At 26.9% G+C, this 22,273-nt stretch carries 23 protein-coding genes; all 23 read right to left on the reverse strand.

The genetic code is table 11. The features are described from left to right. Positions 1–22: 22 nt before the first annotated feature. Entirely contained in the window at positions 23–529 is a 507-nt protein-coding gene (locus ACN6I1_RS11160) for a shikimate kinase (protein WP_419741976.1), read from the reverse strand. Continuing rightward, positions 526–1,053, reverse strand: a complete 528-nt coding sequence (locus ACN6I1_RS11165; protein ID WP_419741977.1) for a hypothetical protein — start codon at positions 1,051–1,053, stop codon at positions 526–528. The genes ACN6I1_RS11160 and ACN6I1_RS11165 overlap by 4 nt, the downstream gene beginning before the upstream one ends. Next, positions 1,043–1,465 (reverse strand): hypothetical protein, encoded by a 423-nt coding sequence (locus ACN6I1_RS11170; RefSeq protein WP_025161748.1) that lies wholly within the window; start codon positions 1,463–1,465, stop codon positions 1,043–1,045. Before ACN6I1_RS11170 ends, ACN6I1_RS11165 begins: the two co-directional genes overlap by 11 nt. A 21-nt stretch (positions 1,466–1,486) precedes the next feature. Beyond that, a complete protein-coding gene (locus ACN6I1_RS11175; protein WP_053831730.1) occupies positions 1,487–1,984 on the reverse strand; it encodes a hypothetical protein in 498 nt (165 codons plus the stop codon). Continuing rightward, positions 1,981–2,349, reverse strand: a complete 369-nt coding sequence (locus ACN6I1_RS11180) for a hypothetical protein (protein ID WP_419741978.1) — start codon at positions 2,347–2,349, stop codon at positions 1,981–1,983. The genes ACN6I1_RS11175 and ACN6I1_RS11180 overlap by 4 nt, the downstream gene beginning before the upstream one ends. After that, complete coding sequence (aroE, locus tag ACN6I1_RS11185) at positions 2,342–3,193, reverse strand: shikimate dehydrogenase (RefSeq protein WP_419741979.1); 852 nt, start codon at positions 3,191–3,193, stop codon at positions 2,342–2,344. The genes ACN6I1_RS11180 and aroE overlap by 8 nt, the downstream gene beginning before the upstream one ends. Before the next feature lie 113 nt (positions 3,194–3,306). Continuing rightward, positions 3,307–5,589, reverse strand: a complete 2,283-nt coding sequence (locus ACN6I1_RS11190) for a histidine kinase dimerization/phospho-acceptor domain-containing protein (protein WP_419741980.1) — start codon at positions 5,587–5,589, stop codon at positions 3,307–3,309. Positions 5,590–5,620: 31 nt separating this feature from the next. Continuing rightward, complete coding sequence (locus ACN6I1_RS11195; RefSeq protein ID WP_419741981.1) at positions 5,621–7,993, reverse strand: ATP-binding protein; 2,373 nt, start codon at positions 7,991–7,993, stop codon at positions 5,621–5,623. 124 nt (positions 7,994–8,117) lie between these two features. Further along, positions 8,118–8,768: an RNA polymerase sporulation sigma factor SigK gene (gene sigK, locus ACN6I1_RS11200; RefSeq protein WP_021429616.1), complete on the reverse strand. Its 651-nt coding sequence runs from the start codon at positions 8,766–8,768 to the stop codon at positions 8,118–8,120. Positions 8,769–8,847: 79 nt separating this feature from the next. Further along, positions 8,848–10,545 (reverse strand): peptidoglycan D,D-transpeptidase FtsI family protein, encoded by a 1,698-nt coding sequence (locus ACN6I1_RS11205; protein WP_419741982.1) that lies wholly within the window; start codon positions 10,543–10,545, stop codon positions 8,848–8,850. A gap of 61 nt (positions 10,546–10,606) precedes the next feature. Then, positions 10,607–11,236, reverse strand: a complete 630-nt coding sequence (udk, locus tag ACN6I1_RS11210; RefSeq protein WP_021429643.1) for a uridine kinase — start codon at positions 11,234–11,236, stop codon at positions 10,607–10,609. A gap of 29 nt (positions 11,237–11,265) precedes the next feature. Next, a complete protein-coding gene (locus ACN6I1_RS11215; protein ID WP_419741983.1) occupies positions 11,266–12,201 on the reverse strand; it encodes a peptidase U32 family protein in 936 nt (311 codons plus the stop codon). Continuing rightward, positions 12,194–12,862 (reverse strand): O-methyltransferase, encoded by a 669-nt coding sequence (locus ACN6I1_RS11220; RefSeq protein ID WP_419741984.1) that lies wholly within the window; start codon positions 12,860–12,862, stop codon positions 12,194–12,196. The genes ACN6I1_RS11215 and ACN6I1_RS11220 overlap by 8 nt, the downstream gene beginning before the upstream one ends. Positions 12,863–12,964: 102 nt before the next feature. Further along, on the reverse strand, positions 12,965–14,020 hold the full coding sequence (gene mltG, locus ACN6I1_RS11225; RefSeq protein ID WP_419741985.1) for an endolytic transglycosylase MltG: 1,056 nt from the start codon (positions 14,018–14,020) through the stop codon (positions 12,965–12,967). 138 nt (positions 14,021–14,158) lie between these two features. Then, entirely contained in the window at positions 14,159–15,484 is a 1,326-nt protein-coding gene (locus ACN6I1_RS11230) for a pyrimidine-nucleoside phosphorylase (protein WP_021429623.1), read from the reverse strand. Positions 15,485–15,535: 51 nt separating this feature from the next. Further along, complete coding sequence (locus ACN6I1_RS11235; protein WP_021429593.1) at positions 15,536–16,357, reverse strand: purine-nucleoside phosphorylase; 822 nt, start codon at positions 16,355–16,357, stop codon at positions 15,536–15,538. 21 nt (positions 16,358–16,378) lie between these two features. Next, positions 16,379–17,548: a phosphopentomutase gene (locus ACN6I1_RS11240; protein ID WP_114543125.1), complete on the reverse strand. Its 1,170-nt coding sequence runs from the start codon at positions 17,546–17,548 to the stop codon at positions 16,379–16,381. Positions 17,549–17,573: 25 nt separating this feature from the next. Then, positions 17,574–18,455: a tyrosine-type recombinase/integrase gene (locus tag ACN6I1_RS11245; protein ID WP_419741986.1), complete on the reverse strand. Its 882-nt coding sequence runs from the start codon at positions 18,453–18,455 to the stop codon at positions 17,574–17,576. A gap of 12 nt (positions 18,456–18,467) precedes the next feature. Continuing rightward, entirely contained in the window at positions 18,468–19,067 is a 600-nt protein-coding gene (locus ACN6I1_RS11250) for a hypothetical protein (protein ID WP_419741987.1), read from the reverse strand. A 65-nt stretch (positions 19,068–19,132) separates the two neighbouring features. Continuing rightward, a complete protein-coding gene (locus ACN6I1_RS11255) occupies positions 19,133–19,663 on the reverse strand; it encodes an NUDIX hydrolase (RefSeq protein WP_021429595.1) in 531 nt (176 codons plus the stop codon). Further along, positions 19,635–20,732: a DUF3866 family protein gene (locus ACN6I1_RS11260; protein WP_419741988.1), complete on the reverse strand. Its 1,098-nt coding sequence runs from the start codon at positions 20,730–20,732 to the stop codon at positions 19,635–19,637. The genes ACN6I1_RS11255 and ACN6I1_RS11260 overlap by 29 nt, the downstream gene beginning before the upstream one ends. A 4-nt stretch (positions 20,733–20,736) precedes the next feature. After that, on the reverse strand, positions 20,737–21,561 hold the full coding sequence (locus ACN6I1_RS11265) for a glycosyl transferase (RefSeq protein WP_419741989.1): 825 nt from the start codon (positions 21,559–21,561) through the stop codon (positions 20,737–20,739). Between the two features lie 5 nt (positions 21,562–21,566). Beyond that, positions 21,567–22,259, reverse strand: coding sequence for a glycosyltransferase family 2 protein (locus tag ACN6I1_RS11270; RefSeq protein WP_021429728.1), 693 nt, complete (start codon positions 22,257–22,259; stop codon positions 21,567–21,569). Positions 22,260–22,273: the final 14 nt, after the last annotated feature.

Raw genomic sequence — 22,273 nt, forward strand, 5'->3', positions numbered from 1 at the left:
CTCTATATAATAACATATTTTGTTAAATATAAACAAGTATCTCACTAACTACTTGGGCTATATTTTTATCATCAATATTTATTTTGATATCTGAACATTTTCTATATTTTTCATATCTGTGATTTAATAGTTCTTGGATATAGTTTTTTAAATCATTTATATCTTTTAGTTTTGGTCTTTTGTCTATTTCATTTTCTAAATTGTTAACTATAGTATTAACATTTCCATCTAACCATATTACAGTTTTCATATTTTTTAAAACTTTAGCACTTCTTTCATTCTCTATAATTCCACCCCCAGTAGATATTATAGTATTTTCTAGACAAGATATTTCTTTAAGTAAGTCTGATTCTTTCTCTCTAAAATATGATTCTCCATGTTCTTTGAAAATTTGGTTTATTGTTTTATTTTCTTTTTTTTCAAGTTCTAAATCCATATCTAAAAAATCCATACCTTTAATTCTAGCTAATTCCTTTCCAACTGTAGTCTTTCCAGTCCCCATAAATCCAATTAAGATTATATTTTTCATACAAGTTCTCCTATATCATCATTGTATATTGAAAATTCAATGCAATGTTTTTGCTTATTCTTAGATAGTTCTAATTTTATATTAACAATTCTACCATCTTTTTCTTTAGATATGTATATGTCATCTATATAATCTCCTACTTCATATCCTGATTTGTATCCCATTCTCTTTATAAAAAGCTTATTAGTTTTTTTATTTAAAAATAGTTCATCACAGTCATTGCATTCCAAATTTGTTTTGGATTTATAGTAAATAGATTTTACTTTTGTAAATTCAAACTCCTTACCAGTTAAAATTTGACTATTTTCTGTTTTTACATCAGTTATTTCTATATCTCCACTTAGCTCTTTTTCCATATGCTTTTGAATTTCTAAACCCTGCTGCTGTATTTCTATACTACTGTAAATTCTTTTGTACATATTCATTGAAGTAAATAATAAACTGTACAGTATAATTAATACGATACTCGTTATTACCATAGATATTGAAATTTCTAATATAAGATAACCCTCTCTACGTTTCATACATATCCTCTTTTAATAAAACTCTTCCGCTAAATGGAATTATAGTTATTTTTATTTTTCTATCTTTTGAATCAATTATTATAGTTTCTCCTTTTGAGCTAAGTGTTCCATCTGATTTGAATTTTATTGTTGATGATGGATATGATAAACTCGAATTTTTAGGCAGGTATACCGTTTTCACTATGTCGGTATTTTCTTTTATTACATATCTAGGATTATCTTGTGTACTAATATTTTCTAGAAAAACACTAAGATTTCCATTTGAATTCATACTTCTAACATATCTTATATCTCCTACTAGCTGTCTTGCAAAAGAATCCATTTCATATTTTTGTGATTTTTCTTTTGGAAAACTTATCATTAATATAGTCATAATTATTCCTATACCTATTACAACTTCAACTAAAGTCACATTCCTTCTCTTTTCATTTCTCTAAGTCTCCTTATAATTGTATTTGAATACTCTCTTTTCATTTTCTTCGGTTGATTTAATATTTATTTTTACTGAGCATATAGCAGTTTTCTTAAAGTTGCTATCTTCTTTTTTTGATTCTATATCTAATTTTATATAACCATCGTCTAGGTAAATGTCATTATTTACAACTCTTATTTTTAATTGATTATCTCCCATAGATTCTATAGATTTTATTATATTTATTTTGTTATTTCCTAAAAAGTGATTTTTAAAATTGCATTCTAAATCATTCTCTTCTATATTATTTTCAATTAAATTATTAACTTCTTCTACAATTTTGCTACATCCTAAATTTATGCCTCCTTTTACCTCATATTCCATCTTCACTGACTTTTCCTTTGTAGAAACTATATCATTATTTGTTTTAACCAGTTCTATACATCCTAAGCATATACAACTTAATATAAAGCAACACAATAATGTTACTATCAGCACTGATCCATTTCTTTTTTTCATGTTCTCACCACATAACTATCTATCATCATTTTTTTCTCTTCACAACTAACACAAACAGAAACATGATAACAATTAAAGTAATCTCTTTCTTTTATCACTTCTGATTTTACAGTGTATCCTTCAATATTTTTGCTAGTCCTTTTAAATAAATTTTCTTCTTTATTGTTTTGAATTCCATACTCTATACTACACATTTCTTTTTTTGCCAAATTTATCATTTTACTTGTATTGTATGATTTTTCCAAATTAAAAACACTAGTTGAAAATATGCTTACAACTAGTGATGCCATTATTCCTATTAAGCTTAAAGATACAATATTCTCTAAAATTAAATATCCGTTCCTCTTATGTTTATAGTTATACATTTTTTAGTATATCCTTTAACTTTTCATGCTCATTTGCATAAATACCTGTCCATATGTTAAATCCTTGTACAGCTTGATTTATAAGCATATCTATTCCATATACAATATCAAATTTATTTTTTTTAGCCCAAGAAATAAATTTAGTTTCATGAGGATTGTAAACAATGTCACATACAAGTATATCTTTATTAATTAAATTGACGTTTTCATCTATTGGACAACTATCTTTATCTTTATCCATTCCAATAGGAGTCGTATTAATTATTATATCTATATTTTCTAAATCATCCTTAGTTATTTCATCTGTTGAAAATTTTGAATTTATACCAAAACTATCAATTAAAACACCAGATATTTCTTTAGCATTTTTTATAGTCCTATTTCTTAAATTTATTTCTTTAGCTCCATTTGATGCCATTTCTATAGCTATGCTTCTGGCAGCTCCTCCCGCTCCTATTATTAAAACTTTTTTATTGTTAATATCATAGCCCTTGTCTGTTATTGATTTTACAAATCCAATACCATCAGTATTGTATCCAATTAACTTTCCACCTTCATTTTTTATAGTATTTACAGCTCCAATCAATAGAGCATTCTTATCTACTGCGTCTAAATGTTTAATTATTTCCACCTTATGGGGAATAGTTACATTGCATCCTTTAATACCTAAAGCTTTAATTCCTTTTATAGCATTTTCCAATTCATCACTTTTAACATTAAAGCACATGTATTTCATATTCAGATTATTTTTTTTTATTAAATAGTTATGTATATTAGGTGAAAAACTATGTTCAACAGGACTTCCTATTAAACATAATAAATTTGTCTTTGCATTTATATCCATAATTACCTCCTGTTAGCTTTTATTTCCATTTGTTATATATATTATACAGCTTTAATTGTTCTTTTTTAAACTCAAAATAGGATATCTCAAATTTAAATTTGAGATATCCTATTTTATAAAGCATTTATCATAGAGTATTCAGCGTATATAGATTCTTTATTTAGTGTGCAAATTTTCTTTTCATTATAGTCTAAACTTTCTTTAATATCGAGGTTTATATCTATCTCTATACTATTTTTATTTTCAACTATATTTATTGAACCTCCATAAATATTGATTATAGATTTTGCAACTTCTACATTCATGTTTATATTATCTCTGGATTGATTGTTTAGACATATGTCTTTGTCATATCCCCCTATATTTTTTATATATATATTTAAGCCTTTTATATTATCTAAAAGCTCAATATATATAGTACTATTTTGTTTTGACTGTTTTATCAATTTACTAAAAAGTAGTAATATTATTCTTTCTATATCATAAGGATCTACTCTTACTAGCTTTTCTTCTATATTTGTATCAAATATAAATTTTATTTTATCATCTATTGAATATTTATTAATTTCAATTATTATGTCTTCAACTAAACTTACAACATCATAACAATCTACTTCTGGTTTGTAAAAATCAGCTTCTAATTTAGTTAATGTCATTATATTTTCTATAAGCCTTAGAGAAATATAACTTTGTTTTTTTACTGAATTCGTAACAGCAGCTATCAATCCGCTTTCATTATTTAAAATCTCATCTTTGAAAATAGATTGAATCAATTGATTAGATGACATTATTAAATTTAATGGAGTTTTTAATTCATGCGACATATTTATAAAAAAATGATTTTTTTGTTTATATTCTAGTTTTTTCTTAGCTATTTCTCTTTCTATATTTTCAGCCTTAACTTTTTCAGTTATATCATTCATTATCCCTATACATGTCATTTTATTATTTATTTCCAGGGTAATTCCCCCTAGTTCTACATCTATATATTTTCCTTTCCTATTTTGTATCTTATGTCGCATAAATTTGACATCTTGCCCAAATTTATTTAAAACCCAAGAAATGTCTTTAATTATATGGCTATCATTAAATTCATTTAAACTTTCAAAACCCGACATATTCAAAAGTACTTCATTTACATAAGTAGTTTTTTTATCTTCAAAATCATATATATATATTCCTTGAGGAATAGCATTAACTAACGATATGTAGTTTTTGGCACTTTGTTCTATGCTTTTCAAAAGCACATTATACTCTGTAGTATCCCTTATTATTGCTATATCTTTTTTTATATTGTTTTCTTCAAAACTAGCTTTATTTATATTTAAGTATTTTTTAGTATCTTTATTTAAATATCCTTCAAAACTTCCTTTTGATTTTGTATTTAAAATAAAATCTTTTAATCTATCTTCATATATATCAATTTCTAAATTATTATTATTGTTGTATGTAATTTCATTGTCCTTTGTCACCACAATAGTATGAGGTATAGTTTCTATAGTTTTTTTATACTTTATTTTGTTATAATTAATTATTTTCTGTGAGTATTTTTTATATGTTATATCAGTCATTATACATATAACTCCAATTATTCGATTGCTCACTTTTAATGGAGTATACTCACAGTCAAAATATCTATTGTCTTTGCTAATTATCTCTCTATTTAGCTTAATCCCTATATCATATACCTTCTGCACATCTAATAATACATCCGTACTGTTTTCTATACTCTTATTTAAAAAATGTGAAAACTTTATTTTGTAATTGCAACATGAGTATTCTTTCCAAACATTTGAAAAGCTGCTATCTTCATTTGAAATATATCCGTACTTATCTATTAAAATTACACACTTGTTATTTTGTTCTAATATTATATTTAAAATTTCTTTTTTATTGTTTAATATATCCAATAGTTTTTTTGTTTCTTTTTTACTAGCTTTTAGATTGTCGTTTTTACCTTTAATTTTATTTTTAAGAATCTTTAAATCAATTACTAGATGACTGTTCTTGTCCCTATCTTTTTTTGAATATCTCCTTAAAACTATAAAAAACAATCCTATACTTATAAATGCATTCATTACTATGTTAAATTGTAAAAAATTTTTATTTAAAAAGATTATTAATAAAGATATTAAACACAAAGAGCCTATTTTAAGCTCTCTGTATTTGTATTTTTTAATATTAAAATTGTAAATAGATTGTATAACCATAAAACTACTAATAGTAGCAGCCATATATAAATATGGTGATTGCTTTAAATTTATAAAATTCAAAACTATAGATATTATCAACATTGAACTCATAAAAACTTTATTTTTTCTAGCATACGAGGAAATATAAAATCCACTAGCTAGTAAAATTGATATATTTAATATATATATCAGCTTATATCCCATAATTTACGCCCCCTATGTATTTATGGCCTTATTAGAAATATATATCCGCAAACTCTATATGCATATTTTCAAATATAGAATCTTTTAATACATTTGTATCAACTAATTTTTTTTCATCTATATTTTCAAACTCTTTTAATGAGATTATAAACTCGCTACCTTTACCTTCCTCACTATTTACATTTATATCCCCACCTTGTAATTTTAAAAATGCTTTTACTAAGGTTAATCCAACTCCACACCCTTCTGTATTTCTAGATAAGGTTTTATCAACTTGTCCAAACTTAGTGAATATAAATTTCAATCTATCTTTAGGTATCCCTACTCCATTGTCCTTAACAGCTATATTTATAAAATCATTTTTTTTGTATATATATACTTCTATCAAGCTCCCAATTTCACTAAATTTTATAGCATTAGAAATTAAATTTAAAATTATTTTTTGAACTTTATCTAAATCTATTTTTAAAATACTATAATTTATATCACTATTAAATTTAATATATACACCTTTGTCGTTTAAATAGCCATTCACACAATCTACGATATGTTTTGTAAGATTTATAATGTCACAGTACACAAATTCAACGCCGCAAACTCCATTTTCTACATCTACAATTTCATTCATGTTGTTTATAACTCTTTGTAATCTATAACAGTTTTGTTTAACTAATTTTGTGTAATTTTCTATATGTTTGGAGTTAAATTCAGATTTATTTTGTTCTAATATCTTATTCATATTAGCTACATTATTTATAGGGTCTTTTAGTAATTTAGATGTGTTTATTAAAAATTCATTTTTTACATGATGTTGAGCATTTACTAAATCGAGTTCTTTTATAGCTTCTAAAACTCTTTCTTCATTTTCTAGCAGTCTTACTATAGCTAATAACTGTTGTTCTTCTTTTCTATCTATAATAGTTATACTTGCAAAACAACTTTTACTTTTATCTATTTCATACCTTTTAGTTTCTCCATAGTATTCATTGGAAATATAATCATTTATAAATTTATTTATGCTATCCATTTTAACTTTCTTTAAAATTTTTATCATGGATTTATTTTGATATACATAATCTTTACTGTCTTTATCTATAACTACAATTCCGTCTGGTAAATTTTGTGCTAGTGCTCTATATGTTTTTTGATTTGCTTCTAATTGTTTAAGTGCTTCTTCCATTTCTGTTATGTCTACAACTATACTCAATAAAATATTTGAATCATCAGTTTCTATTTTTGTAGTTATCAATTCTATAAAAATGTTATCTACAGTTTTAAATTTATTTATGCATTTACTTACTTTTCCAAGTTTTACTTCTTCTAAACTTTCATTTAATTGATTCATTTCATTCATATGTATTTTACTTTTTAAATTTTCTAAGCTAATATTTTTTCTACTCTTTTCTATTTTTAATATTTTAAATGCTGAGTCATTTATATACTTTATCTCATTCATATCATGAATTATAACTCCATCAGTTAAAACATCCATAAGTTTTCTATATTTTTCTTCACTATCATTTAGTTGTTTTTGAATCAGAGTACTTTGTGTTATATCATTAAATATACATATTTTGATTTCTTTATTATCTCTTATTTCTTTTGTACATATAAACCTATATACTTTTTCTTCGTTATCATACAAGTTTATAGACTCAAAGCTATTTATTCCTACTTTATTAATCATATCTATACACTCTTGTCCATTTTTAAAATTAGTGCATAAATAATTTAAAATATTAACCTTATTTAGATTAATATTTCTCCAAGAATTCTGATTACAATAAATCATATTATTTTTTTTATTTAACATAACTATAGGCATATCAGACTCTTCAATAGATTTATTTATATTCTTTTCTATTTTTAACGTATCTTCTTTATATTCAAATTGTTTTACTGCTTCATTTTTTATATTTAAGTTCAGTACACTTATATTTTCATTTAATTTTTTTAGTTTTTGTATGTTTTCATCGAGTTTTTCTTTTTTAATTTTCATATTGTCTAGTATAAAAAACTTGCATATAAGTAAATTCATTAAAATATTCAAAGATATATATATATTAAAGTTAATCCCTATATAAATTAAACTTATAATATTTAATGTCACTACAAATATAAATTGTATGTTTTTAATCTTTAATTTGTGCCTTATAAAGCAAAAATACATAGATTTTATAAACGTATATACAGCTAATATATACATATCTATTTTTGTAAATCTATAATTGTTAGAAATTATATATACATATATCAAAACTTCTACAAAATATATAAAATTTATATATTTTGTATTTTTAATTTTTTCAAAAAAACCTATGTATATACCATTTACGAGTGCAGCTATCACAATGATTAAGTTTATATCCAAGATTCTCCCAAAATTACTTGTATAATTAATCATATATTCCCACCTTTTATCCCTTAATTTACTATTTACAATTATATTAGCAGATACTTTCCAAATATTTTGTCATTTCTTGAATAAGCAAAAAAATAATTTTTATTTCTTAAGCGCAAAAAAAGCCTTAATTAAGGCTTTTTTCACATTTTAATTCTTTTCTTAACTTTTTCAATGCTCGTTTTTCTATTCTAGAAACATATGATCTAGAAATATCCAACTTTTGAGCAATTTCTCTTTGTGTTTTATATCCAAGAGGAGTTAATCCATATCTTAACTTTACAATTTCTCTTTCTCTTGGACTTAATATATTTTCCAATTTTTCATAAAGCTTACTGATTTGAACCTTTAACTCTACTTGGTCTAAAATATGGTCTATATCAGTACCAAGTACATCAATTAAACTTATTTCATTACCTTCTTTGTCAGTACCTATAGGATCTTGTAATGAAACTTGCACTTTATTTTTCTTATTAGTTCTTATGTTCATTAATATTTCATTTTCTATACATTTTGACGCATACGTAGCTAATCGAGTTCCTTTTTCCACGTTATAAGTTTCTATAGCTTTTATAAGACCTATTGTTCCTATAGAAATAAGATCATCTTGATCTTCAGTTGAGTTATTATATTTTTTTGCTATATGCGCTACTAATCTCATGTTTCTTTCAATTAATACTTCCTTAGCTGATTCATCTTTTTCTAATTTAAATTTAGTTAGATAATTATACTCTTCTTCAGGAGTTAAGGGTTTTTCAAAAGATTTTAATATAGTCAATCAGGCCACCCCTTTCTTCCTTCCATGTCATTTTAAATTATATGAAAGTGGCCTGATAAAATTGCTTGTATAAAAAAATTTATTTTAATATAGTTTCACAAATCTCTTTAAATAAAGGCGTTGCAGGCTTGCTAGAATCCTTCGTACCTTCAATTATTACAGTTATTGCATATTTAGGATTTTCTTTAGGGTAAAATCCTGTTACCCATCCATGTGTTATTATTTTTTTGCCCATAGTCTTATCTGCATTCTCTACATTAATAGTAGCCTGAGTCGTTCCTGTTTTTACTCCACTTCCTTTTTCTAATGTAGCTAATTCTTTTGCAGTTCCTTCACTCGCTACGGACTTCATCATATTTTTTATTTTACTTACAATATATGGAGATATATCTCCTTTATCTTCCTTCGTGGACCTAAATGCCTTTACGATTTCCTTTTTATTGTTTATTATACTATCATAAATTTGTAAAGGCTCATATGTCCCATTGTTGGCAATCACTTGCGTCATTTGGTTAACTTGAAGCGGTGTAAACATCATTTGCCCTTGACCAATACATAAGTTAACTATATCTATTTCATCTTTTATAGTTCCGCTTTTTTCTCCATATATATCAATTCCTACTTCTTGATCTAAATGAAGTTTTTTAGCAGTATCCATTATCTTTTCTTTACCTACTTTAAGCCCTATATCTAAAAATGCAGTATTACAAGAATTAGCAAATGCTTGTTCTAGAGTTAAGGTTCCATGTCCCTCCAATTTATTACATTTTAGAACTCTATTATGTACTTCTGAAGATCCTGTACATGTATAAGTGTAATTTTCATCTACTACACCTTCTTCTAGTGCAGCATATAAAACCACTATCTTAAATACAGAACCAGGTGCATACATATATTTTATAGCTCTATTTTCCAATTCTCCATTATTCATCTTTAAATATTCACTTATAGAATCTCTATCAAAATTAGGCCTAGATGTCATAGCTAATACTTCTCCACTTTTTACATCAGATATAACTACCGAGCTTGGATTTTGTTCTTTGTCTACTAGCTTTTCTAATTTTTTTTGAATATCATAATCTATAGTTAACTTTAAATGTCTATCATCTTTGTTCTTTTCATTTACTTTTACACTACCATCTAGAACTCCAATTTTTTTGTTCTTACCTGCATTACCTGAACTTCCAGCTTTAAATACTTCTACATAGTCTAAATTTTTATCTTTTAATACGTCATCCTTACTTTTTTCAATACCACTTACTCCATTACTATCTTTATCTATGTATCCTATAGTATGAGCTAGTATATCTTCATCTGAATACCTATATGTCTTTTTGTCTATTATTATGTTTTCCTTTTCCAATCTACCTTTTAAGTTATCATTCATTTTACTTACTTTTAATTCAACTATTGGTGAAACTGGATTTTCTTGTATTTTTTCATATATATGGGAGTTATCAAGCCCTGTAACTTCTTGTATTAATTCCATATATCCATCATCCACATTAATTTTATCTTTTTGAATTATTATTATATCTTCACTTTTAGTATCTGTTATTTTTTTATTGTTTCTATCATATATAGTACCTCTCCCTGAGCTTAAGTTTATGCTAGAGCTACTCTGATCTCTAACACACTTTTTATAAAAGTCAGAATGTGTAATTTGGATGTCTACCAATCTATATATTAAAAATCCATAAATTAATATAAACAATACAAATATAGAATACATTCTGTTTTTACTTGTATATTTTATTGAACTCTTTTTTCTAGACATAAAATCACCCCTTAGTAATTGTAATTCTTGACAATTTCTAAGGGGTTAATACTATTTATTGTTAATGTAATTGTGTTTTTATTCTTGCTATTACCATATCTATTGCAACTTCGTTTTGTCCACCTTCTGGTATTATTATATCTGCATATTTTTTATATGGCTCTATAAATTGATCGTGTGCAGGTTTAACAGTTGTTAAATATTGCTCTATAACAGAATCTACTGTTCTACCTCTCTCTTTTATATCTCTTTGAATTCTTCTTAAAATTCTTAGGTCATCTTCTGTATCTACATATATTTTTATATCTAACTTATTTCTTAATTCTTCATCTTCAAGTATCATTATCCCTTCAACAATTACTATGTCCTTAGCCTCTGTAGTTACAGTATTCTCTAAGTCTCTAGTGTGAAGTTCATAGTCATATATAGGTTTTTCTATACTTTCTCCATTACATAACATATCTAAGTGCTTTATTAATAATTTATTATCAAAAGCTAATGGATGGTCATAGTTAGTCTTTAATCTATCTTCAAATGATAAATGCGCTTGATCTTTGTAGTACGCATCTTGTTCTATTATAGCTATGTTTTCCTCTGGTATACTTTCCTTTATTGATTTGCAAACTGTACTTTTTCCTGATCCTGTCCCACCTGTAATACCTATTATCAGTGTCTTTTTGTCCTTTGTCATCTTTGAATCTCTCCTTAAAAATTTTTTATTTATTCATAATCATCTGGCATAGCTTCGCCTGTGTAGAATCCATGTGTCAATGGTCTATGACTTTTTTCTTTTATTTGCTCTAACCAAATAGGATTGAATTCCCATTCATTAGGGTTTTTATAAAATTCATCTAGAGCTTTTCTATAGACTTTTATAACTGTTTCTAAGTATTCGTCGCTTTGTAATCTTGAATCTATCTTTAAACTAGTCACACCTGCTTTTACAAAGTCAGGTACAAAGTTTAACATACATAGGTCTTTTGAGTTAAATAAGAAAGTTCCTTTTTCATCTTCAAAAACTGGGTAGTATTCCCCTTGTCTTTTTTCTTCTAATAAGTTATACTTATTGTTTCCTTCTTTGTACTCTACATTATCTTTACTTCCTAAATAGCTACTTAAAAGCCTTCTTCCTGAATAAGATATACATATAGGTCCATGGACAAAAGTTTCTATTTCCATATCTAATGGAGTTTTAGCTCTTATTGTACTTATTTCATCAAAAGATAATTCACTAGTAATAATTATCCTTCTAACTCCTTGGTCATACCAAAAGTTAACTGAATTAAAATTAGTTACGTTTGCTTGCTGCCCCATGTGAATTTTAACGTTAGGTATAGTATTTTTAGCTATTGTTAAAACACCAGGATCTGTTACTATTATTCCATCTATGTTTAACTTTTCAAGTTCTACTAAGTAATCCTTTAAACTATCAAAGTCCTCATTGTGTGGCATAACATTAACAGCTACATAAACTTTTTTATTGTTGTGATGGGCAAATTCAACGCCTTGCTGTAATTCTTCTCTTGAGAAGTTTTTAGCTATAGCATCAATTCCAAATGAATCTCCACCTATATAAACAGCGTCTGCACCACTTTCAAACGCTAATTTCAAGCTATTTAAATCTTTAGCTGATGATAAAAGCTCAACTTTATGCATTAAAATCACCTCTTACTTTCTTTTTATAGCTAAGTGTAACTCCATCTCCAATAGGGATTATAGATGTGTCTAAGTAATCACAATTGCATATATAATCTAGATAACTTCTCATTCTCTTAACTATAGTTTTTTTTCTTCTGATTACATAACTGTCATGAGCTACCATTCCTTTGTACAGAATATTATCAGATATTAAAAGTCCATCTACTTTTAATTTATCTATTATCATATCATAAAATAACTTATATTGTCCTTTAGCTGCATCTAGGAAAATCATGTCAAATTCACCTTCAACTTGTTTTAAAAGTTCTTCTGCATCTCCTTCTAATATAGTTATATTATTTTCTAATCCAGCTTTTTTAATATTTTCTTTTGCCTTTTCGATCATTTTTTCATTTCTCTCAACAGTTATTATTTCTACATTTTTATCTAAAACTGTTGCAAATAGTATAGATGAGTATCCTATTGCACAACCAACTTCTAAAATTCTCTTTGGTCTTTGAACTTTTAATAATACTTTTAAAAAATCTGAAACTTCTTTATGAACTATTGGAACATTATGCTCTTTAGCATACTCTTCCAATTCTTTTAGTAACCCTTCTTTATCCCTTAAAGTATTTCTTATATAATCTTCAACTAAATCATCAACTATATTACTCATATCTTCAACTCCTTGAGTTGCCCTAAAAAAAGACAAAGTTACGCCTTAAAACTTATATTAAGCTTTGCGATAATCCTTTGCCTTTTTGGACAAATATTTTATTTATTTTTCTGTTTTGTCTTCTTTAACTTTATCTCTTTCTTGCTTGTAACTTTCTACATGTTTTAAATGTTCTTTATACGTTTTGCTGTAATTATTCTTTCCTCCTACAGTTGCTACAAAATATAGATAATCCGTATTAGATGGATATAGTGCAGCTTCTATCGATTTAACTCCGGGACTACATATAGGAGTAGGTGGTAATCCTTTATTTAAATAAGAATTATAAGGAGAATCGACTTTTAAATCCTTATACATTACTCTTTCTTTTCTTTTATCAAACGCATATTGTAAAGTAGCATCTGACTGAAGAGGCATTCCTATTTTTAACCTATTATAAAAAACACTAGCAATCATAGGTCTATCTTCATCTACAACAGCTTCCTTTTCTATTATAGAAGCTAAGTTTACAACTTGTTGAAGAGTTAATCCCATTTCCTTTTGCTTTTCTTTAAATTTATCATTATAAACTTGTTCAAATCTCTTTAGCATTGCATATAAAACTTCTTTTTCTGTACTTTCTTTATCAAAATAATAAGTATCAGGATATAAAAATCCCTCTAAGTTCTTTATATCGGATTCTTTTAAGAATGCAAAATCAGCGTAAAATTCTTTAGGATTATTGATTAATTGCTCATATTTTTCAGCACTTCCTAATTTTTTATCTGTTAAAGATTTTATTACTTCCTTATAAGTTAATCCTTCCGGTATAGTTACCTTTGTTCCATCGTTGTGAACTTTTCCATCAGTAAGTATACTTAAAATTTTAGAGTTTGAATAACTTTGACGTAATAAATACGTCCCCGCTTTGACTCCATGTTTATTAGGTTTTACCTTTTCTACAGCTTTAAATAAAACTTTATTTTTAATTAATTTATTTTCTTGTAAAATATCTGCTACATCAGTTAATGTTGCTCCATTAGGTATTTCAACTATTATTTCTTTTTTGCTGCTTTTATTGTATGGTCCTATTTGACTATATATATATCCAGCAAGTAAAGCCAATATAATTACTATTATAATAGCTACTATTTTCAAGTTTACCTTTCTAAAATTCATAGGGTTATCTACTCCTTATGTATATTTATATCCTTTATATTATAAATCTAAGAATAAAAATTTTCAATAAAATTGTCGAAACTAAATAAAAAGCCTAACGTTATTTTTTACACGTTAGGCTTTTTTTAATCATATCTATTAGAATTTTAAAGTTTTATCTTTAGTTACAACCCCATAAACTAGTTTTCCTGCTTCCACTTTTTCATCAGATATTGTATAAGCTTTTAAGAATCTATCTTTTGCTCCTTCAATTTTATCTAATTTATTGTAATGCATATATGCTATTGTTTCGCCTTCATTTACAAAGTCTGAAACTTTTTTAGTTAAAACTATACCTGCTGATAAATCTAGTTCATCTTCTTTAGTTTCTCTTCCTGCCCCTAGCATCATAGCAGAAACTCCAACTTCTTCAGCTTCTATTTTTGCTATATAACCAGTTTTCGGAGCTTTTATTTCCATTATTTCTTTTGCTTGAGGTAAAAGAGAATAATCATCAACTATATTACTATTTCCACCTTGATTTTCTATAAATTCTTTTAATTTATCAAGTGCACTTCCTGTAGTTATAGCTTCTTGAATCTTGGCTTTACCATCTTCAAAATTATCAACTACTTTTGCTAATAGTAACATATATGCACCTAATGTTTCGCATAACATTACGAAATCTTTAGGTCCTCTTCCTTTTAAAGTTTCTATAGCTTCTATAACTTCTAATGAGTTACCTACTGCAAATCCTAGCGGTTCATCCATATCAGTTATAAGTGCTATAGTTTCTCTATTCATATTATCTCCGATATCAACCATTTCTTTTGCCAGTGCAAATGAATCTTCTATAGTTTTCATAAATGCACCGTCTCCAGTTTTGACATCCAATACTATAGCATCAGCTCCAGATGCTAATTTTTTGCACATTATACTACTTGCAATTAACGATATATTATCAACTGTTGCTGTTACATCTCTAAGTGCATACATCTTTTTATCTGCTACAGCTATAGATGCAGTTTGTCCACATACAGCTATATTATGCTTATTAACTGATTGTATAAATTTTTCTGGTTCCATTTCTATAGAAAATCCAGGAATAGCTTCTAGTTTATCTAATGTTCCTCCTGTATGCCCTAGACCTCTTCCTGACATCTTAGCAACTGGTGCTTTACATGCAGCAACTAACGGTGCTAATGCTATTGTAGTTTTATCTCCTACACCACCTGTACTATGCTTGTCCACTTTAATTCCATTTATAGCTGATAGGTCTATAACTTCACCTGAGTTCATCATAGCCTCTGTTAGAAACGCAGTTTCTTCTTTAGACATTTTATTTATATATATAGCCATTAAAAGAGCAGATGCCTGATAATCAGGAATCTCTTCTTTAGAGTATTTCTCTACGAAAAAGTTTATTTCTTCTTTAGTTAATACTTCTCCATCTCTTTTCTTTTTTATAATGTCATAAATTCTCATAACGAGTCTCCTTTGTATCATTATTTTATAGTTTTGTAGTACGTTAAATTCTTATAATTTGTTAACTATTGATTTAACTAAGTTTAAAAATTCTGATTTAACTTTTTGTGTTGTCTCTATAACTTCTTCATGATTTAAAGGTTGATTTAATATTCCTGCTGCCATATTTGTTATACAAGATATACCTATAACATCTAAGTTTGAATGTCTAGCTACTATAACTTCTGGAACAGTTGACATTCCAACTGCATCTGATCCTAAAATTTGAGCTAATTTAACTTCTGCAGGTGTTTCATAAGTTGGACCACTAAAGAAAGTGTATACGCCTTCTCTTACTTGTATTCCTAAATCTTTAGCACATTCCTTTGCTAATTCTACATACTTTGGAGTATATGCTGTTGACATATCTGGGAATCTTACTCCTAATCTATTATCATTAGATCCTATTAGTGGATGATGACCACTAAAGTTTATATGATCTCTTATTATCATTAAATCTCCTGGTTTGAAATCTTTATTTGCTCCACCAGCTGCATTAGTAACTATTACAGTTTTAACACCTAAAGCTTTCATAACTCTTACAGGGAATGTTACGCTCTCCATTGAGTATCCTTCGTAAAAATGGAATCTTCCTTGCATAGCTATAACAGTTTTTCCTTGTAAAGTTCCTATTACTAATTGTCCATTATGTCCTTCTACTGTAGAAACTGGGAAATTTGGTATTTCATCATATTTTATTTTTACAGGATTTTCTATCTCATCACCTAAAACACCTAACCCAGAACCTAATATAAGTCCTACTTCTGGAGCTTGTTCTATTTTAGATTTTATATAATCTGTACTCTCTTGAATTTTATCATATAAATTTTTCATATTTTTCCTCCAACTAGCTAATTATTTTATAATGTCATTTTTAAAACTATTACCATGTTTAGGCATTTTTACATTTAATAGATCAGCAACTGTAGCTCCTATATCTGCAAAACTGCTTCTAGTTCCTAAATTTAATCCACTCTTAACGTTTTTACCGCAAATTAACATAGGTATATATTCTCTTGTATGATCAGTTCCTTTGTATGTAGGATCATTACCATGGTCTGAGTTTATAATTAATATATCATCATCTTCCATGTTTTCTAATATTTCAGGTATTCTAGCATCAAATTCTTCTAATGCTTCTTTGTATCCTTTAACATCTCTTCTATGACCATATTTAGAGTCAAAATCAACTAAATTTGTGAATATAAGACCATTATTTTCTTTCTTCATGTAATTTATAGTTTGGTCTACTCCATCCATATTATCTTTAGTATGTATAGCCTCTGTTATACCTTGTTTATTAAATATATCTTCTATTTTTCCAACTCCTATAACATCTAGGTTTGAATTTTTTATATTATCCAAAACTGTATCTTCAAATGGGCTTAAAGAGTAATCTCTTCTGTTAGAAGTTCTTTCAAATGCTCCTGGTTGTCCAACAAATGGTCTTGCTATTATTCTTGCAACTGCATTATCGCCCATCATTATTTCTCTTGCGATTTCACACATTTTATACAATTCATCTAAAGGAATTATTTCTTCATGTGCTGCAATTTGGAATACACTATCTGCAGAAGTATATACTATGACTTCTCCAGTTTTCATTTGTTGCTCTCCTAATTCATCTAGTATAGCTGTTCCAGATGCAGGCTTATTACCTATAACTTTTCTATTTGTCTTTCTTTCAAATTCATCTATTATTTCTTTTGGGAATCCATTTTCATATGTTTTAAAAGGTGTTTCAACTAAAACTCCTGTCATCTCCCAGTGTCCAGTTGTTGTATCTTTACCCTTAGATACTTCACTAGCTCTACCAAATGCTCCTATAGGGCTTTCTACGCCTTCTAAACTATCAATACCATCTATATTACCTAACCCTAATTTCAGCATATTAGGTAATTTTATATCTTTATAATTTTTAACTATGTTACCCAAAGTGTTTACATTTACATCTCCAAATTTTTCTGAATCAGGAAGTGCTCCTATCCCAACACTATCAATTATCATCCATATAACTCTGCTCATAAAATTTTTCCTCCTAAATGTTAGTTTATTTTCTAGGATGTTTTTCCTTTAGTTCTTGTCTTATATTCTTATCTATACAATTTAAATAATATTGTAAACTTGATAAATTAGAATTTCCTAAAATTTTGCTGACTACAGCTATGTTTGCACCTTGATTTAATAAGTGTATAGCAAATGAATTTCTAAGAATAGTTGGATTTATATTTTTATTTATATTTGCTCTTTTTGCATGTTTTTTTAGTAATTTCCAAAGACCTTGCCTTGTAAATCTAGTTCCATTAGAGTTTGTAAATAAAGCCTTTTCCTGGAAGTTAGTTTTTAAAATCTCACTTCTTGACTTAGTTAAATAGTTGTCTAAATATTTTTTTGTAGTTTTAGACATAGGTATTACTCTAGGATTTTTTCCTGATTCACAACAAATATAATCAAATTCTAAATTAACATCATCTAAATCTAAATCTATTAGCTCTGTTACTTTCATACCTGTCCCATATAAAATCTCAAATATAGCCTTGTCTCTTATATCTTTTGCATTTTTAGGTTCAGGAAAATCTAGTAAGGCCTCTATTTCTTTTAAACTTAAAATATCTATTTCTTTTTTTTCTATCTTAGGTTTTTTTATATTTTTAGATATATTACTTTCTATGTATCTATTTAAAAATAAATATTCATAAAAAGACTTTATAGATGATATACTCCTAGAAATCGTAGCTGTAGATACATTATTTTTTTCTAATTCTATTATATAACTTATTATATCATTTTCTGTTGATTCAAATAAGTTAATACTTTTATTTTCTATATATGTTAAATACTTTTTTATATCTATAAAGTAAGAGCTCACTGTATTTTCTGTCAACTTTCTTATAGATTTTATATATTCTATATATTCATTTAGTAGTTGCATATTGTAGTCCCTTTAAAATATTTTTAGTGTTATTGTAGATATAGCATTTAAAATAGTTTGTGCAGATACACTAATCATTATTATAAGAAATGAGTTTATTATATACCTTTTCATTAAATATGTACAGTTTGTTTTATTTTGTTTTCTTACATTTTTTATAAATTCTTCAAAGTACTTAAGTGATATTAATGCTAGTATTATCATACCTGGAAGTACTATTGAAAATTTAATAAGTGTCACACATAACATTTTAAATGAACTAGCCTTCATAGCTATTATGAAAGTATTTATAGTATACCCTATCGATAAGCCTTTTACCGCAAAAACAATTAAAGCTATAGGTGCTAAAATTATGCTTAATGTACATATCGACATCCCTGCTAATAAACTTAAGTCCATTTTAAAATTTGACATTAAAACTTCTTTTATTTTCATTCCTGAATCATAGTAGCTATTTGTATAAGTTATGTTATTACTTATTACCTCTGTATATTGAGGAAAAATTTTATTTAACAATGATCCTAAAATAACAAATAATATAAACAAACTAGATATAATTATCATATCCTTACTTATTTTATCCAATGTGGTTCTTCTATTTATCCTTCTCAAAAACTACAACCCCCTCTTTTGTTCTTACATAATTTTTATGCAAGAGAAGAGGAGGTTATTCCTAATTATAAAAGTTCTTTCGCAAGCAAAAGACCTATAGATGTTTTAGCATCTTCTATATCATTTTTATTAATCATTTCATATGCATCATTTAAATTAACTTCATGTAATTCTAAGAATTCATCTTCATCTAGACAACACTCACCCTTTTCTAGGTCTGTAGCTAGATAAACATATATTTTTTGATTAGAAAATCCTGATGACGTATAAAATTTATGTATTAATTTCATATTATTTGCACTATATCCAGTTTCTTCTTTTAGTTCTCTAATAGCACAGTCTTTTGGACTTTCTCCCTGTTCTAACTTTCCAGCAGGAATTTCCCATAAAACTTTTTCTATTGCTTTTCTAAACTGTCTAACTAATAAAACCTTATTATCATCAGTTATAGCTACTATTCCAACTGCCCCAGGATGTTCTATTATTTCTCTTTTTTGATAGCCTTTTTTAGGAACTTCGACAGTATCTACTTTCAGGCTTATAACCTTTCCAGTATATATCCTGTCACTACTTACTGTTTGCTCTTCTATTATCATAACAAACCTCCATTAAGTAATATGCTGCACTACTTGCAGCATCAAAGAATTCACTATCTTGTTCATAATTTCTACCCATACTCTTAACTTTCAATTCAAAATAGTTTAAATCGTCTAAGGTACTGCCTGGATTTACATATGCTATATTGTGCTTTTCAGCTAATTTACTTTCTTTTATTTGGTTATTTACATAATCTAGTTTTTCTTTATCTTTAAGCCCTATAGGTATATTAACTTCTACATTTACTATCTCGCTTAATACAGTTATACTATGATGACTTATACCTACATGTCTATCTCTTTTGTCTGCAAAGCTCATTCTCGGAATTGCAATAGGATTGCCTCCTAGCTTTTTAACAGCATCTAGTATTGGCCCTTGTTCTATACCTGTGAAACCATATTTAGTTCCTGTACCTGCTATTCCAGGCCCCATACTTACAAATACTGCATCAGCATTTAAAACTTCTTTTGCAGTTATTAATGCTGAATAAATATTTATACATTCATAATCTCCGCCAAATGCATTACCTATTGTTATAGTATCATCTATCAATTTTTTATTTTTTAGATTTTCTACATTCTTACTTAAGTATATAGGTAGAGATGCTCCATCTGTCATTATATATACTAATTTTTTATCCGGATTATGTCTTTTGTATGATGCAACAAATGGAGTAAGCATACTATGTAATGTACCAACAACAACAGGTAGGTTATCTAGGCTTTTAAACTCATTTATTTTATCATGTAGTTTACTATCTTGTTCCTCTACAGAATCTACTTTAACCTGTAACGGTGTATATCTCAATTTCATAATATGACCACCCGGAGTCATATCAGATTCTATTTTATTTAAATTAGTTATTACAAAATGATAACCACCTGTACCAAGACTTAATTCAACTGCAGTTGTATTTAATACAACTTCATCGCCTATATCTACACTTCCCGTCATCTTAGGATAATTATAAGCTTTTTCTATATTACCATTAATATTTACAGTTATTTCTTCTAAGTTTTGTGACTTACTTTTTATAGATTCAACTACTCCAATTCTTTTACTTATCATAAGATTACCTTCCTAGTTTATCAATAAAATTTAAAACCTTATTATTTTCTATTATTTTTGTTAAAGAGTATTTTTCAGTAAGTGCATGTATAAATACTAAAAATACTAACCATCCAATTCTTATAGGTCTAGCGTATCCTATAGCAATTAAGATTCCTATAGATATACCTAATACATTAGATCCTGTATCTCCCATCATAGCTTTAGCTTTTAAATCATCAAAGAAATATACAATTACACTCGGTAATAATATAAGAACTAAACCTTTAGGATAACCTACTAAAGTTAATAATAGCGTTATAATTATAACTAAATATACTTTTATTGCTCTTCCTGGTCTTAAATCTAGTAAATTCATTAAATTAGTAGATAAAGCTATTATTAAAGTGTTTATACATATATCAGCTATATTTTTAGATATTGCAACTGATATAGCAAGACCTACAAATCCTCCAAATAATGCTTTAAATCCACCCGTTGTAAGATGTCCTTTTAATAAACTTTTAAAATGTCCCTTTAATCCACTTACATCTCTGTTGCCTACAATATCGTCTAAAATACCTACTAAGCACATAGATAATAGTCCAAATATATACATAAATGTATATACTAAGTCGCTATAGTTAGTTGTAAAGTATACTAAAATAATACTATTTATAACTATCGTAGGTAGAAAAACTAATCCCATACTTACAGGTATCATATCTTTTTTATAATTTGGTCTTATTACATTACTCGACACCAACATATTTCTAAAAAATGGCATAACAACATAAGTTGTTGCTACACCAACTAGTAGCATTATCATATACAGTATCATATTATTCAATAACACTACCTCCATTCTTTTCTCTTCTTATTAGCAATTTTCTTTATATGGTAGTATTGTTTGCCTCTGTGTATAAAACCTTTTAAATCTCTTCCTGTTTCATTATGTGTCATATTAACTAAAATTTCTTTTATAGAATAACCATATTTTAATATATCTATTGTCATTCCAACTTCAACTCCATAACCAAAAGGTATTTCATCAAATTTTTCTAAAACTTCTTTTTTGAATATTCTTTGACCAGATATAGTAGCATCTAACTCTACTCCGGTCATCTCAAATACTGAATCTTTAGCTAATCTTTTTACAAATCCCATCCCACCCTTTTTCTTAGCAGGTGGGAATTTTGCTATTGTTACATCAACTTCATTATTTATTACAGGTTTTATAAGCTTAATAGTTTCACTTGATGAACTACCTAAATCTCCATCTAAAAATCCTATTATGTCTGCATTTTCCATAGCTTTTTTTAATCCATAGTTTAATGCATAGCCTTTACCTCTATTTCTATCTAACTTAAAAACTTTTATTTTATCATTTACAATAGATTTAGCTGCTTTTTCAGTGTTATCACTTGAACCATCATCTACAACTATTATTTCATTTATTTCTTCAATATCTACTACTCCTAGTAAAGTATCTTTTATTTTATTTTCTTCATTGTATGCAGGTATTATTATACTTACATAAGGATTCATATTTACATCTCCTT

Source organism: Paraclostridium dentum, assembly GCF_048568265.1.
GTDB lineage: Bacteria > Bacillota > Clostridia > Peptostreptococcales > Peptostreptococcaceae > Paraclostridium > Paraclostridium dentum.